The sequence below is a fragment of the Rhizobium sp. G187 genome (assembly GCF_051549525.1).
In the GTDB taxonomy this organism is placed as follows: domain Bacteria; phylum Pseudomonadota; class Alphaproteobacteria; order Rhizobiales; family Rhizobiaceae; genus Allorhizobium.
Genome location: NZ_JBPUGM010000007.1, coordinates 157,480 through 172,225, shown reverse-complemented (window position 1 = coordinate 172,225; position 14,746 = coordinate 157,480). Strand labels below are relative to the sequence as shown.

9 protein-coding genes are annotated in these 14,746 nt (G+C 61.5%); 5 read left to right on the top strand and 4 right to left on the bottom strand.

Features of this window, described 5'->3' with window-relative positions; all coding sequences use genetic code 11:
• Nucleotides 1–17 precede the first annotated feature (17 nt).
• The gene (locus tag ACSV9I_RS19080) at nt 18–503 is read left to right on the top strand and encodes an MgtC/SapB family protein (RefSeq protein ID WP_438330386.1); all 486 of its coding nucleotides are present in this window, start codon (nt 18–20) and stop codon (nt 501–503) included.
• Between the two features lie 6 nt (nt 504–509).
• Here the strand turns inward: ACSV9I_RS19080 and ACSV9I_RS19075 are convergent, their stop codons facing one another.
• Both ACSV9I_RS19075 and ACSV9I_RS19070 read right to left on the bottom strand, forming a co-directional pair.
• Nucleotides 510–1,298 carry an SDR family oxidoreductase gene (locus ACSV9I_RS19075; protein WP_438330385.1) on the bottom strand — a complete coding sequence of 263 codons (789 nt, stop codon included), beginning with the start codon at nt 1,296–1,298 and terminating at the stop codon, nt 510–512.
• Nucleotides 1,295–1,492: a DUF3008 family protein gene (locus tag ACSV9I_RS19070; protein WP_054158803.1), complete on the bottom strand. Its 198-nt coding sequence runs from the start codon at nt 1,490–1,492 to the stop codon at nt 1,295–1,297. The genes ACSV9I_RS19075 and ACSV9I_RS19070 overlap by 4 nt, the downstream gene beginning before the upstream one ends.
• Before the next feature lie 128 nt (nt 1,493–1,620).
• On the opposite strand from ACSV9I_RS19070, the gene glgX reads away from it, so the two are divergent.
• Nucleotides 1,621–3,699 (top strand): glycogen debranching protein GlgX, encoded by a 2,079-nt coding sequence (gene glgX / locus ACSV9I_RS19065; RefSeq protein ID WP_438330384.1) that lies wholly within the window; start codon nt 1,621–1,623, stop codon nt 3,697–3,699.
• Between the two features lie 6 nt (nt 3,700–3,705).
• On the opposite strand, the gene ACSV9I_RS19060 is transcribed toward glgX, so the two are convergent.
• Nucleotides 3,706–4,722 carry a diguanylate cyclase gene (locus tag ACSV9I_RS19060; protein WP_438330383.1) on the bottom strand — a complete coding sequence of 339 codons (1,017 nt, stop codon included), beginning with the start codon at nt 4,720–4,722 and terminating at the stop codon, nt 3,706–3,708.
• 177 nt (nt 4,723–4,899) lie between these two features.
• Nucleotides 4,900–6,087: an acyl-CoA dehydrogenase gene (locus tag ACSV9I_RS19055; protein WP_054158805.1), complete on the bottom strand. Its 1,188-nt coding sequence runs from the start codon at nt 6,085–6,087 to the stop codon at nt 4,900–4,902.
• A gap of 96 nt (nt 6,088–6,183) precedes the next feature.
• Here ACSV9I_RS19055 and ACSV9I_RS19050 point away from each other — a divergent pair, with 96 nt between their 5' ends.
• The 3 genes from ACSV9I_RS19050 (at nt 6,184) to pbpC (ending at nt 14,744) form a co-directional block, all read left to right on the top strand.
• Complete coding sequence (locus ACSV9I_RS19050) at nt 6,184–7,104, top strand: LysR family transcriptional regulator (RefSeq protein ID WP_438330382.1); 921 nt, start codon at nt 6,184–6,186, stop codon at nt 7,102–7,104.
• Between the two features lie 108 nt (nt 7,105–7,212).
• Nucleotides 7,213–12,657 carry an MG2 domain-containing protein gene (locus ACSV9I_RS19045; RefSeq protein ID WP_438330381.1) on the top strand — a complete coding sequence of 1,815 codons (5,445 nt, stop codon included), beginning with the start codon at nt 7,213–7,215 and terminating at the stop codon, nt 12,655–12,657.
• Nucleotides 12,657–14,744 carry a penicillin-binding protein 1C gene (gene pbpC, locus ACSV9I_RS19040; protein ID WP_438330380.1) on the top strand — a complete coding sequence of 696 codons (2,088 nt, stop codon included), beginning with the start codon at nt 12,657–12,659 and terminating at the stop codon, nt 14,742–14,744. The genes ACSV9I_RS19045 and pbpC overlap by 1 nt, the downstream gene beginning before the upstream one ends.
• Nucleotides 14,745–14,746 lie beyond the last annotated feature (2 nt).

Here is a 14,746-nt window from a genome sequence, read left to right as displayed (position 1 = left end):
GGACGATCGGGAGGAAAATGAGCGAGGAAATATCCCACTTCAGCGCCGGAACCCATCTGGCGCTGACATCCATCGTGTTACGGCTCCTGCTTGCCATGGCTTGCGGCAGCGCAATCGGTTTCGAGCGAGAGTGGCGTAGCCACGCGGCAGGGCTGCGGACGCATATCCTTGTGTGTCTGTCGGCTGCGATCGTCGCCATTCTCACCATCGAGATCGCCCATCACGAAGCCTTCACCCGCAGCGAAGTCCGCCTCGACCCCATTCGCCTGATCGAAGCGGTCACTGCTGGCGTCGCCTTCCTGGCGGCCGGCATGATCGTCTTCACGAAAGGACAGGTCCGCGGCCTGACAACTGGAGCGGGCCTCTGGTTTGCCGGATCCATTGGCCTTGCCTGCGGCCTCGGATTTTGGACAATCGCGCTTATCGCGACCGGATTTGCGTTGACGGTTCTCTGGATCCTGCGGGGACTGGAAGGCAAGCTCTCGGGGAATGATGAGGGCTGAAAGCCCTCACCGCAATAAGCTTTGTCCTCCGTCGATCCAAAGTGGGCTGCCAGTCACATGGCTGGCTGCATCGGAAGCCAGAAATGCGATAGCCTCGGCGACCGCTTCGACGGAACCCGGCTCGCCGTCTGTCAGAGGGATATCGCCATTCGGGAACTCCACCGGCTCTTCGGCGCCGGCACGGTTTCGCACCGCCGTATTGTCTTCGATCTTCGTTTCGATCGCACCCGGGCACACCGCATTGATCCGGATCCGATGCTTGGCAAGCTCCACAGCCAGTTGCTGCACCATGGCAAGCTGCGCTGCTTTCGTGGCCGAATAGGCAGATGCTCCCGGCGTCGTGAATGTCCGGGTCCCATTGATCGAGGAGACGACGACGATGGCGCCTCCGTTCTCTTTCATCTGCCCTACGCCGAAATGCAGGGTCAGATAAGTGCCACGCAAATTGATCGCGACGGTCTGATCGAATTCGTCCGGCATCAATTCATCGATCGGAGCCCATGTTCCATTGATCCCCGCATTCGCAACAAGGATATCAAGGCCACCTGTCTGCGCGACGAAGCCTTCGAAAGCAGCCTGCATTTCATCTGCGCGGCTGACATCGGCAATCAAAACCATGCCGTCACGACCCAGAGCCCGGATCTCATCCAAAGTCTCCCGAAGTTCCCTTTCCGTCCGCCCAAGCAAGCCGACAAAGGCTCCCTCCGCCGCCAAACGGAGAGCGGCACCCTTGCCGATCCCGGAGCCTGCCCCGGTAACCAAGGCCTTTCGACCGTCAAAGTCGGATCGCGTCATGCCCTGTCTCCAACATGCTCAGGCTTGCCCTTGCGCTTGGTCGAAGCAAGCGCCTCCAGCTCTGCCTCGCTCATGGTTTTCTCCATGCTCCGCGACGCTCCTTTGAGCTTTCCTTTCGGAACCTCGCCGCGCTTGGCGGACAGAGCCGCCCCCGCCGCCTTTTGTTGCGCCTTTGACTTCGCCTTTGCCGGCATGACAGCCCTCCTGTCTGGTCTGATGATCAGACGAAAACCGGGCATGCGCTGGAAAGTTCCGAGCGCCGATATGGAACAAAGCAGGCAACCATGGATTACACAGCGCAACTCCATCTCCAGAGGTATCCATGGACATGACCCTTAAGCTCCACCCGGTCGAGGCAGGGCAATGGCATAAGCTTGGCGCGCACTATGATGGTGAAGGCACCAATTTCGCGCTCTTCTCGGCCCATGCCGAACGAGTGGAACTATGCCTGTTTGACGACACCGGCACGATCGAGACCGCCCGCATCGAACTTCCCGAATTTACCAATGAAGTCTGGCACGCCTACCTTCCCGGCATCGGCCCGGGTCAGCTCTACGGCTATAGGGTTCACGGTCCCTATGACCCCGCCAACGGCCATCGCTTTAACCCGAACAAACTCCTTCTCGACCCTTACGCGCGCGAAATCGTCGGAGATTTCCAGTGGTCGAACGCCCATTTCGGCTACGACCTCGACAGCGAGGAGAAGGATCTTTCCTTCAACGATCTCGACAGTGCGCCCGTCACGCCGAAATGCCGCGTCGTCGATACAGCCCTAAACCGGCAGACCAACGGCTTTAAGGGTACTGCCTGGCCGGATGCGATCATCTACGAGACGCATGTAAAGGGCTTTACCAAGCTCAATCCCGCGATCCCCGAGGATCTGCGCGGCACGTTCGAGGGCCTGGGACACAAGGCCGCCGTCGACTACGTCAAAAGCCTGGGCATCACCTCAATCGAACTTCTCCCCGTCCATGCCTTTCCCGATGATAGCCATCTCGTCGACAAGGAGCTGAAGAATTACTGGGGCTACAATTCGATCGGCTTCTTCGCCCCGGCAAGCCGCTATTACGGCCCCAAGGGACTGACCGGTTTCCGCGATATGGTACGCGCCTTTCATGATGCAGGTATCGAGGTGATCCTGGATGTGGTCTACAATCACACCGCCGAAGGAAACGAACTGGGGCCGACGCTGTCTCTAAAGGGCATCGATAACTTTTCCTACTACCGGACCCTTCCCGACAATCACCGCTATTACATCAACGACACCGGCACCGGGAACACGGTGAACACCTCTCATCCGCGCGTGCTGCAAATGGTCATGGACAGTCTGCGCTACTGGGCCGAGGAGATGGACGTCGACGGCTTCCGCTTTGACCTTGGCACGATCCTCGGGCGCGAGCCGGAAGGCTTCGACCAGCGCGGCGGCTTTTTCGATGCCGTCACCCAGGACCCGGTCCTGTCCAAGGTCAAGCTGATCGGCGAACCCTGGGATATCGGCCCCGGCGGGTATCAGGTCGGCGGCTTCCCGCCGGGTTGGGCAGAATGGAATGACAAATATCGGGATTCCACCCGTGACTATTGGTTGAACGGTGACAATTGCGCGCCGGATTTTGCCGCCCGCCTGCTCGGCTCTGGCGACATTTACGACCAGCGGGGACGCCGCCCCTGGGCCAGCGTCAACTTCATCACTGCTCATGACGGCTTCACGCTGAACGACCTCGTCAGCTACGACCAGAAGCACAATGACGCCAATGGCGAAGACAACAACGATGGCCACAACGACAATCGCAGCCATAACTACGGCCACGAAGGACCAACAGACGACGAAGGCATCAACGCATTGCGCGAACGCCAAAAGCGCAACTTCCTCGCCACGCTGTTCTTCTCGCATGGCACGCCGATGCTTTTGGCGGGGGACGAATTTGGTCGTTCGCAGATGGGCAACAATAACGGCTATTGCCAGGACAGCGAGATCAGCTGGCTGCACTGGGAAAACCTCCCCGCCACCTGCGAGGATCTGCGGGCATTCACCACGCGACTGATCACCCTCCGGCGGGACCAACCCTTGCTGCGCCGATCCAGCTGGCGCGACGGCACGATCATCGATTGGTACAATCTGCATGGTGGAGCGCAGCGCCCCGAACATTGGCTGGATGGCAATCCGCTAGCCCTGAAGCTTCGGCGCGAGGATCTCGAAGGCACCGACGGTGTGTGGCCGGAAGTCATGCTGATGTTCAATCCTGTCGATGACGACATCGACTTCGTCATGCCCAAGACCGGCGGCGGCGATTGGATCCTGGAACTCACGACGTCGGACGTAGAGCGCGCCGGTGACACCGTGAGCGAGGCCGCACCCTTCCACATGCAGGCGCGCTCGCTTGCCCTGTTCAGGCGGCGCTGACCTTATTCAGCGCTCCTGAACAGGCACCATGATCTCGAAATCAAACAACTGCCCGGCGATGGAAATGCGCCGGGCAGAAATCGTTACGCGAATTCTGTCCCCGCTCGCCGTGCTAACATCGGCATGTTCTCCGACATAGCCACCTTCCCGATCCAGGAGATCAAGCCGCCGCCCGCGCGCGTCGCCGTCCGTGACGATGCCCGTTGACAGCATTTCACTTCCCTGGATTTCCTCCCAGGTCCTGCCGACGAGGTCGAGGTAGGCCTGATTGACACGAATATAGCGCGACCGCGTTCCTCCGAGGGTCGAGACGCAGAGCGCACCCACGGATAAATCAAACAAGGCCTGCACAATGGGACCGGACATGGCGGCAACAACTGCCTGGTCGAGACTTTCGCGCGAAAAATAGCTGTTATCCTCGGAAGAACTGAGCTCGTGGTCGGCAGGCAAAGCCAACTCGTCGCGTAAAACTGAAACGACCCCCCATAGATCAAGCCGAGACCAGACGGGTTTTTGCTCGGTGCGGACAGCATCCAGGGTCAGAGGCAGGCTTTTCGCCAGCGCCTCGCGACCACAAGCACCGCCCTCGCCAGTGGATGAGAGCTCCATCTCACCGATGATCGACAGAGCAAGCCCGCGGACGATGGAAAACGCCTCCTCAAGCCTTGCACGCCTCTCTGCCTCGATCGCAGCGACATCGTCAGTCTTCGATGAGCCTCCCAGGCGCGGCAGATTTTCAATGATCTCCCAAACCTTCTCGAGCTCTGGCCGCGCCTCGACCGAAGCGGCGCCGCGAGGGGCATAGGCGAGCAGCGCAAGAATAACATCCGAACCCAAAGCATCCACGTCCGCGGCCTCAATCTGCCCATCGGAGCCGCGCCGTGCTGCGGTCATCTTGCGCGGACCACCGTCCTCGTTGAAATGGATCGTGACCTCGTTAATCGCATCGGGAAAGACAAGCCACGGATGCTCAGTTCGGAAGGCCGACAGCGTAGATTGATCTAGAACGATGACGTCATGCATGCTTGCTCTCCCGGAATCCGCGACACCGGAGAGGGCACACGCCTTTCTACGGCCAAACGGAGTGGTTGTGCTGCCAATCTCTCGACGGCGCAAGCCAAGCCTTGCCGATATAGCATCAACTATCCAGACCTATCGCAAACTTGCGACAGTTCGGACGAAAAAAGTCAGCACGGGGCTTTAAAAGAACGCCTGAATACCAGTCTGGGCACGCCCGAGGATGAGGGCGTGAACATCATGAGTACCCTCATAGGTGTTAACCGTCTCAAGATTCTGCGCGTGCCGCATCACATGATACTCGATTTGGATGCCGTTGCCGCCATGCATGTCACGCGACATCCGGGCGACATCTAGCGCTTTTCCGCAATTGTTGCGCTTGACCAGCGAGATCATTTCCGGCGCGAACTGATGTTCATCCATCAGACGGCCAACCCGCAAAGAGCCAAGCAGGCCGAGAGCGATGTCCGTCTGCATGTCGGCGAGCTTCTTCTGGAAAAGCTGCGTGCCCGCCAGCGGCTTGCCGAACTGCTTGCGGTCAAGACCGTACTGGCGCGCGCGGTGCCAGCAGTCTTCCGCCGCACCCATAACACCCCATGAAATGCCGTAGCGCGCGCGATTGAGGCAGCCGAACGGTCCCTTAAGACCCGAAACATTCGGAAGCAGCGCGTCCTCCCCGACCTCGACGCCATCCATGACAATCTCGCCGGTGACAGACGCACGCAGAGAAAGCTTCCCGCCAATCTTGGGAGCGGACAAACCCTTCATGCCCTTTTCCAGCACAAAGCCCCGGATCTCGCCGCCATGCGCTTCCGACTTTGCCCAGACGACAAAGACGTCAGCGATCGGCGCATTCGAGATCCACATCTTGGATCCCTTCAGGCGGTAACCGCCCTCGATCTTTTCCGCACGCGTCTTCATGCCGCCCGGATCGGAACCCGCATCAGGCTCGGTCAGCCCGAAGCAGCCGATCAGCTCCCCGGAAACGAGCCCTGGCAGATACTTATCCTTCTGCTCTTCAGAGCCGTAGGCATAGATCGGATAGATCACCAGCGACGACTGGACGCTCATCATCGAGCGATAACCGGAATCGACCCGTTCAATCTCTCGCGCCACAAGTCCGTAGGACACATAGTTGGCACCGGCCGCGCCATACTTCTCTGGCAGGGTCACACCGAGAAGACCGGCCTGCCCCATCAATCGGAACAGTTCAGGCTCGACCGTTTCGCCGAGATAGGCGTCGCTGATACGTGGCGCGAGTTCAGTCCTTGCAAAGGCGGCGGCCGCATCCTGGATCATCCGCTCGTCTTCGCTGAGAGCCTCGGACATCAGGAAAGGATCACTCCAGGAAAAGGGTCGCATCTCGCTCATCGGTCTCATCCTTTGTTTCGTATGCCCAGATTGCTCATATCGACCCGCAATTCAAGCCATGTTTACTCATGCTGCTATTAGGTCTAGTCATAACACATGCTCACACATCAACGCCGCTTCCTGCCTTCAACCAGTGCTCTCGCCGCTTTTGATTCCGTGGCCAAGCTCGGGAGCTTCTCGGCTGCCGCCAACGAGCTGGCCCTGACCCAGGGGGCCATCAGCCGTCAGATCGGCCTTCTTGAGGAGCAGCTCGGCGTCAGGCTGTTCGACCGGACCAATCGCGGCGTGGAACTGACCGCGATCGGCAAAACCTACGCCAAGGGGATCGGTGATGCACTGGCGACAATCCGGACGCTCTCGCTTGAAGCCATGGCGACCCGCGACGACACGCATCTGCGCCTGGCCATCCTGCCAACCTTCGGCACCCGCTGGCTCATGCCACGCATCCCCGATTTCCTGGCCCGCAACCCGGCGATCATCATCGATTTTGCCACCCGCATCGGCCAGTTCGAATTCGAGGGTTCTGGCATCGATGCCGCGATCCATATAGGCGAGCCGAACTGGCCCGGCACCGATTGCCAGTTTCTGATGCAGGAAATGGTCGTGCCGGTCTGCAGTCCAAGCTTTCTTGCCGCGAACCCGGTGAACCGGCCCCAGGACCTCCTGTCAAAGCCGCTCTTCGACATGGCCTCGAGACCTCGCGCCTGGGAACACTGGTTTGCAAGCCTCGGCATCGTAGAAGGCCGTGGTGGCGGTATGCGGTTCGAGCAGTTTTCCAACGTTGTACAGGCCTGCCTTGCCGGCCTCGGCATCGCACTCGTGCCAACATTCCTGATCGAGCCGGAACTGTCCAGCGGACAACTCGTGCGGGCCTGGGACCACGAAGTAAAAAGCGCGAGCGCCTACTACCTTGTGCGCCCCCTGTCGAAGATGGCCTATGGTCCCGCAAGCCTCTTCGCCAACTGGATCATCGATACGGCAAGAGCTTTCAGCGACAGGAACGCGATCAGCCCCTAAAAAAGCGGTTGTGATAGCACACCGGGCTGTGCTGCATGCCGATTGACAACCCTGTGTCATGCGCAAAGACTAAAATGAAAATGCCGTGATCGGGCTCGGGAGAGAAGCATGTACAAAAGTCACATCTTAAAATTACTAACACTCGCCCTCACTCTCGGTTCGGTCGCGCTCCCGGCATCCGCACAAGACGTCAGAACGATCGAGCGCGTGAGCAATGGCGACTACTTTGGTTTTGACCTCAGGACCGAGAAGAACGTGTCGCTCGAAGAATGCGAAGCCAGCTGCATCGCCGACAATTCCTGCCGCGCCTTCACTTACAATCCGAAGGTCAGCTGGTGTTTTCTGAAGTCTGACTTCGACACGCTCAACAGTTTTCCAGGCGCCGTCGCCGGCCGGATCGTTATGACCACGGCAGAGGAAGATATCGGCGCGCCGCCGGCGCTTGCCTTCATCACCGAGCAGCTGAAGACCGACGCCCGCAACCAGCGGTCCAGTCTCGCAGTCGCAGCAGAGCAGCAGGGGCTTGGTCGTGATGCCTTGATCGAAGCCGGTCGCGCTGCCTTTACCGGAGGCAATATCGATCTGGCTCTCGCCTCGATGAAGGGCGCACTGTCCATCGATGCCGATGACGCGGCCCTCTGGCTCGAAATGGCCCGCATGGCCAATACGGTGACCGGGAACTACAGCATGGCAGGCGAAGGCGCGATGGCCGCCGTCAATGGCTACCTGCTGACACGAGGAACGGCGACGCGCGCCGAGGCACTCGCGACACTTGCTCGCTCGCTGGAGAATGGCGAGAACTGGCGCGCCGCCCTGAATGCTTACAAGGCAAGCCTTGAGCTGGCCTCCAATGCCGAGGTTCAGGCCGCCTTTGTCGACCTCCGGTCGCGCCAGGGCTTCCGCATCGTGTCCAACACCATCGATTCAGACAGCGCGTCGCCCCGCGCCTGCGTTGTGTTCTCCGAAGAACTCGTCAAACGCGGCGTCGATTATGCCCCCTTCGTCACGCTCGACGGCAAGGCACCAAAGGCAATCGAGGCGAAGAACAACCAGATTTGCGTCGAAGGCCTGGAGCATGGTGGCCGTTACCGGCTGGCGGTGCGCGCTGGCCTGCCATCCTCCGTCGGTGAAAACCTGGAGGCGCCAGCCGAAGTTGACATCTATATCCGCGACCGCAGTTCGACCGTCCGCTTTACCGGCGATAGCTTTGTCCTGCCCTCCTCTGCGCGTCAGGGCATCCCGCTCGTCTCGATCAACGCCGACAGCGCCAAGCTCGAACTCTACCGCATCGGCGACCGCAACATCGCGCCGCTCCTCTCAGCCTCTCAGTTCCTCACCCAGCTCGACGGCTACACCGCAACACGGGTGCGCGATGAAATCGGTGAACTGGTATGGGAAGGTTCGCTCGACATTGCCAACGAGCTGAACAAGGAAGTCGTCACCAGCATTCCCCTGGCCGAGGCGCTTCCGACCCGCAAGCCTGGCATCTATGTCATGACGGCAGTTCCGCCCACAGGGACGACAGAGAGCTGGGACAACCGAGCCACCCAGTGGTTCGTCGTCTCCGACATCGGCCTGTCGACTTTCGCCGGAACCGATGGCCTGCATGTCTTTGCTCGTTCGCTGGCGGCAGCCGAGCCTCTCTCGGGCATCAGCCTGCAGCTGATTGCGAAGAACAACGAAATCCTCGCAACCGCCACCACCGACGCCGATGGGCGCGCGCGCTTTGACGCTGGGCTCCTGCGCGGCGGCGCAGCATTGGCCCCTGCCGTGATTGCGGCCAGAAGCGGCGACGACGACAATGTCTTCCTCGACATGACCCGCGCCGGCTTCGACCTGTCGGACCGCGGCGTGACGGGACGCCCGGCACCCGGCCCCGTTGACATCATGGCCTGGACGGAACGTGGCATCTACCGCCCCGGCGAGACTGTTCATGTCGCGGCACTCGCACGCGATAGCGAGGCGGATGCGATTGAAAACCTGCCCCTCACCTTCGTTTTCAGCCGCCCAGACGGCGTCGAATCCCGCCGCATGGCCGTGAGTGGCGAGGCGCTTGGCGGCTACGCCGTCGATCTGCCCATTCTCGCCAATGCGATGCGCGGCAGCTGGACAGTCTCGATCCACACCGACCCGAAGAAGCAGGCCATTGCCCAGACCACCTTCCTCGTCGACGACTTCGTACCGGACCGGCTCGACTTGAAACTGTCGACCGAGGCGAAAACGATTGCCGTGGACGAAGCAGTCACGATCTCTGCCGATGGCAACTACCTCTATGGCGCACCGGCCGCAGGCCTCGCGCTGGAAGGCGAGCTTGTGGTCAAGCCGACAACGAGCCACCCGGACTACGCGCGCTACAGCTTCGGTTTGGCCGACGAAGAAGGCATTGAAGACGTCCGCGTCTCCTTCGAAGAGCTAGAGCCGCTCGACGAGGACGGCAAAGGCTCGATCGACGTTTCGCTGACTGAGCTGCCGTCGACGACCCGTCTTCTGAATGCCGATGTGGTGCTGCGGTTGCGCGAAGGCGGCGGGCGGGCGGTGGAACGCACCTTGACGCTCCCCGTCATGCCGGAAGGCCCTGTCATCGGCATCAAGCCGGAATTTGAAGGCGAACTTGCCGAAAACACCAATGCAAGCTTCAACCTGATCGCCATAGGCACCGACAGCGCCCGGCAGGCCCTGCCCGGAGCACGCTGGAAACTGATCAAGCTCGAGCGGAATTATCAATGGTATCGCGAAGGCTCGTCCTGGCGCTATGAGCCGATTACCACCACCAAGCTGGTGGCGGATGGCACGCTCGACATCGACGCAGACGGCACACCACTCTCCGTCCCCGTCACCTGGGGCAGCCACCGATTGGAAGTCGAGGCCGGCGGCTCGGTTTCGAGCGTCGATTTCGACGCCGGCTGGTTCGTTTCGGCAAACTCGACTGAAACGCCGGACGCGCTTGAAATCGGCCTCGACAAGGCGTCCTACACGATCGGTGAAACCGCAAAACTGAAGATCTCGCCACGCTTCGCCGGGCAGGTCATCGTGGCCGCGGGCACAGACACGCTGATCGCCACAGAGGTCGCTGACGTGCCGCCGGAAGGAACGGAAATCGACATTCCGGTCACCGCCGAATTCGGTGCTGGCACTTACATTACCGCGACGCTGTTCAGGCCGGGCGACGGCGTGGAAAGCCGGATGCCCGCACGTGCGATTGGCATCGCGTGGCTGGCCGTCGATCCCGGCACAGACAAGCTGGCAGTCAAGCTGTCCCCGCCGGAAAAGACCCTGCCCCGCCAGGCATTGGAAATCCCGATCGAAGTGAGCGGAGCCGGCGTGGATGAAGAAGCCTATGTTATGGTTGCCGCCGTTGACGTCGGCATCCTCAACCTCACCCGCTACGACACCCCGAAGCCAGAAGCCTACTATTTCGGTCAGAGACGCCTGGGGCTGGAACTGCGCGACCTCTATGGCCGGCTGATTGACGGCTCGCTCGGTGCCACTGGCAAACTGCGCACCGGCGGCGACGGCGGGGAACTCGCCCTGCAAGGCAATCCGCCAAAGGAGAAACTGGTCGCCTTCTTCTCCGGCCCAATCAAGCTGGATGCCGATGGCAAGGCGACGGTTTCCTTCGATGTTCCGCAATTCAACGGTACGGCACGCGTGATGGCCTGGGCTTGGTCGAAAAATGGCCTAGGCCACGGCGAGACCGACGTCGTGATCCGCGACCCGGTTGTGGTGACTGCAAGCCTGCCGAAGTTCCTCGCTCCAGAGGACGAAAGCAATCTGCGCCTTGATATCGCCGCGACCGATGCGCCGGCCGGCAGCTACACGGTGACCGCCACCGGCAACGGCCCGGTCACTGTCGGCGGTGCCGACAGCCAAACGGTCGACCTTGTTCCCGGCAAGACCGTCACGGTCACGCTTCCCATACAGGGTGTCACGCCGGGCGCGGGCACGATCGATATCGCACTTGCAGGCGGTGACGGTGTCGCCATCAGCCAGTCTCTGGACGTGCCGGTTCGCCCTGCAACACTGCCGATCACCCAGCGACAGGTCATTGCGCTTGCTCCCGGCAAGAGCCTGACGGTCGATGGCGAACTTCTGGCCGACAGCCTCTTGCAGGGCGCATCGGTCAGCCTCAACGTCGCGCGCGCTGATGGTCTGGATATCCCCGGCCTGCTGATGGCGCTCGACCGTTACCCTTATGGCTGTGCCGAACAGACGACGAGCCGCGCCCTGCCGCTCCTCTATTTCGGTGAACTCGCCAAACTCTCCGGCCTGCCGGAAGACGAGGCGATCAACAAGCGGGTTCAGGATGGCATCCTGCGCGTGCTCGCCTACCAGTCGTCGAGTGGCTCCTTCGGCCTTTGGGCTCCGGGATCGGAAAGCCTGTGGCTCGATGCCTATGTCAGCGACTTCCTCACCCGCGCCCGCGAACAGAAGTTCGATGTGCCCGAAGAGGCCCTCGTTCTGGCGCTGCAGAACCTGCAGAACCGCCTGGCCTACAACAACGATATCAAGACCAACGGCAACGAGATCGCCTATGCGCTCTATGTGCTGGCCCGCAGCCGCAAGGCATCGCTGAGCGACCTGCGCTACTATGCCGACACGATGCTTGCGGACTTCCCGACACCTCTGTCCAAGGCGCATCTGGCAGCCTCCCTTTCGCTCTATGGCGACAGCGAAAGAGCCAATGCGGTGTTCCTCGAAGCGGCTGGGATGAGTGAGCAGGCGCGCCTGACACCCGTCAGCTTCTCGCGCAATGACTATGGCTCGTCCCTGCGCGATGCAGCTGGCGTGCTTGCCCTCGCCGCCGAAAGCCGACCGGTCCCGCCGGTCGTGCCGATCCTTGCCAAGGTTGTTGCGGAAGAGTGGAACGCGAAACAGACACTCAGCACCCAGGAACAGACCTGGATGCTGCTCGCCGCTCGTGCTCTGCAGCAGGATGACAAGGCGCTGAAGGTGGAGGTCAACGGTGCGGAACGGACGGGCGCCTATGCCGCGACGATTCCCGGCGAAGCACTCCTGCAGTCGCCAGTCACCCTGACCAACAAGGGCCTCGAGCCGATCAGCGCAGCCGTCACCACAGTTGCGGCACCGGTGGAACCACCGGCTGCAGGGGGTGATGGTTTTGGCATCACCCGCACCTATTATAGCCTGGATGGTGAAGAGGCCAACATCACCGAAGCGGCCCAGAACGAGCGTTACGTCGTTCTGATCGAAGTGACCGAGGACGCCGAGTGGCCGGCACAGATCCTGATCACGGATCTTCTGCCGGCGGGTCTGGAAATCGACAATCCGAGCCTGGTGGATAGTGCGGCGCTGACCAATTTCGATTGGCTGGCGCAGACGGACACCGCCCATCTTGAGTTCCGCAGCGACCGCTTCGTCGCGGCCATCGATCGCGCCGAGGGCGACAACAGCCCGATCACGCTGGCTTATGTCGTTCGCGCGGTCACACCAGGCACCTACGACCTTCCGGCAGCAAGCGTCGAGGATATGTACCGTCCGCAGCTTTCCGCCAGAACGGCCGCCGGTGCCATGACTGTCTCGGCAGCCCCCTGATGAAAAAGGGCCGGCGGATTGCAGCAGTTTCGGCGGCGGTCGTCCTGATCGCCGCCGGCATCGTTGCATCGCTTGATTATGCAGACAAGCGCTTCCCCCCACCGCTCGAAGCAGCCCGGCAAGTCTCGACGGAAATCCTTGACCGGGACGGGCAGTTGCTTCGTGCCTTTTCAACCGGCGACGGTCTCTGGCGTTTGAAGACCACGGCCGATGACGTCGATCCGGCCCTTGTTCGCATGCTGGTCGCCTATGAAGACCGGCGCTTTGAGAGCCATTCGGGCGTCGATCCGCTGGCGCTCGGTCGCGCAGCCTGGCAACTCGTCACCAATGGTCAAATCGTCTCCGGCGCATCGACGCTTTCAATGCAGGTCGCGCGCCTCATCGAACCGCGCCGCGAACGATCGCTGACGGCAAAACTGATCCAGATCGCGAGGGCCCTGCAGATCGAGCGCAGGCTTTCGAAACGCGAGATCCTCGACCTTTACCTGACGCATGCGCCCTATGGCGGAAACCTGGAAGGTGTGCGGGCAGCAAGCCTCGCCTGGTTCGGCAAGGAGCCGAAACGGTTGACGACAGCGGAAGCTGCCCTCCTCGTCGCGCTGCCGCAACTGCCGGAGAAGCGCCGGCCGGACCGGTTTCGCGACAACGCCTTGAAGGCGAGGCAGCGCGTCCTCGACCGAGCAGGTGAAGCCGGTGTTGTGGAACCGGGCGAAGTGGCACAGGCAGTCACAGCCGAGCTGCCAAACCTTCGCCGCCAACTGCCGGCTTTCGCACCGCATCTGGCGGAAGCCGCCAGGCGGAAAGCGCCGCAGGCAACGCGACACCAGACGACCATCCTGCGCAGCGTGCAGGAGAGACTGGAAAAACTGGCGCTGGAAACGGGACGCAAACTCGACCCGAAGGTCTCGCTCGCCCTCCTGATGGCGGATGCGAAGACCGGCGAGATCGTCGCTGAAGTCGGTGCAGCCGATTATTTCAACACCAGCCGCTCCGGCTGGATCGACATGACGCGGGCGGAACGCTCCCCCGGATCGGCGCTGAAACCCTTTATCTACGGTCTCGCCTTCGAACAGGGACTCGTTGCCCAGGAAACCATTGTCGAAGACCGTCCGGCCGATTTCTACGGCTATCGCCCAAAGAATTTCGACATGCAGTATCAGGGTGACGTCAGCATCCGTCAGGCGCTGCAGTTGTCGCTGAACGTGCCCGCCGTCCGCCTGCTCGATGCTGTCGGCCCAGCCCGCCTGATGGTCCGGCTACGGCGCGCGGATGTGACGTTGAAGCTGCCGCCATCTGAGGCGCCGGGTCTGGCAATTGCACTTGGAGGTGCGGGCATCACCCTCAAGGATCTGGTCCAGCTCTATGCTGGCCTCGTCAATCGCGAGCAACCAGTCCGCCTGGGGGACGGTATTCGCGATCAGGCAGAGCTTATCGATGACCAGCCGTTGTTCGAGCCGACAGCGGCCTGGACTGTTGCGGATGTACTGGGCGCAGTCCTTCCCCCGACCGGCAGTCCACCTTCGGGCATCGCTTACAAGACCGGCACCAGCTACGGCTATCGCGACGCCTGGTCGGTCGGCTATGATGGCCGCTACGTGCTGGGGGTCTGGATTGGCCGGCCCGACAATGCCGCCGTGCCCGGCATCTCAGGTTACAAGACGGCAGCTCCCGTCCTGTTCGAGGCCTTCGCGAAATCCGGCCTGTCCGGAACACCCCTGCCCCGCGCACCCGCCGGCGCCATGCGGCTGGCAGCCTCCGATCTGCCGATTGGCCTGCGCCGCTTTTCAACCGCCGGCAATGGCCTGGCTTCCACCAGCGCCCGCGAACAACCACCGCACATCATCTATCCGCCGGAAGGCTCCATACTGGAGCTTGGCAAGGGCCCGGATGGCGCGCGACTGCCGGTGGTGATGAAGATGCAGGCCGGGCGCGCGCCGTTCCGCTGGCTGATCGACGGGAAGCCCTTTGCCGACATCACCCGTCGGCGAACAGGAGAATGGCACCCGGCTGGCACAGGCCAGTCAACCCTCACCGTCCTCGACGCCGATGGTCGGGCGGCTTCGGTCAGCGTCTTTGTCCGCGATTGACT